This window comes from Christiangramia aquimixticola, from assembly GCF_048285835.1.
Taxonomy (GTDB): domain Bacteria; phylum Bacteroidota; class Bacteroidia; order Flavobacteriales; family Flavobacteriaceae; genus Christiangramia; species Christiangramia aquimixticola.
The window spans coordinates 1-291 of sequence record NZ_JBLVTL010000263.1 but is presented as its reverse complement, the minus strand read 5'-3'; the positions used below and the strand labels follow the sequence as shown (position 1 = coordinate 291).

Genomic DNA, 291 nt, shown 5'->3' with positions numbered 1-291 from the left:
GCCCGCTTTAATCCGGCATCTTCTGCCATATCAAAATGGTGACGATACATCAGCCAAGCTAAGCCCGAACCGAGCATTGCTCCACCAAGCTGAGCGAAAATGTACCCTGGAGCCATTGCCCAATCAAACTTGCCTACAGTTGCCAAACCGATGGTCACGGCTGGATTGAGGTGAGCACCACTGTAAGGACCCGCCACGACCACTCCGCAAAAAACCGCCAAAGCCCAAGCTGTAGTAATGGCGATCAAACCACCTCCGTTTCCCTTCGTTCCGGGTAATACCACATTGGCA

At 52.9% G+C, this 291-nt stretch carries 1 protein-coding gene; it reads right to left on the bottom strand.

Translation table 11 applies throughout. The features are described 5' to 3' along the window. Positions 1-291 (bottom strand): MIP/aquaporin family protein (locus ACNKXV_RS14415; RefSeq protein WP_417908399.1); only part of this gene is annotated, 291 nt, incomplete at both ends.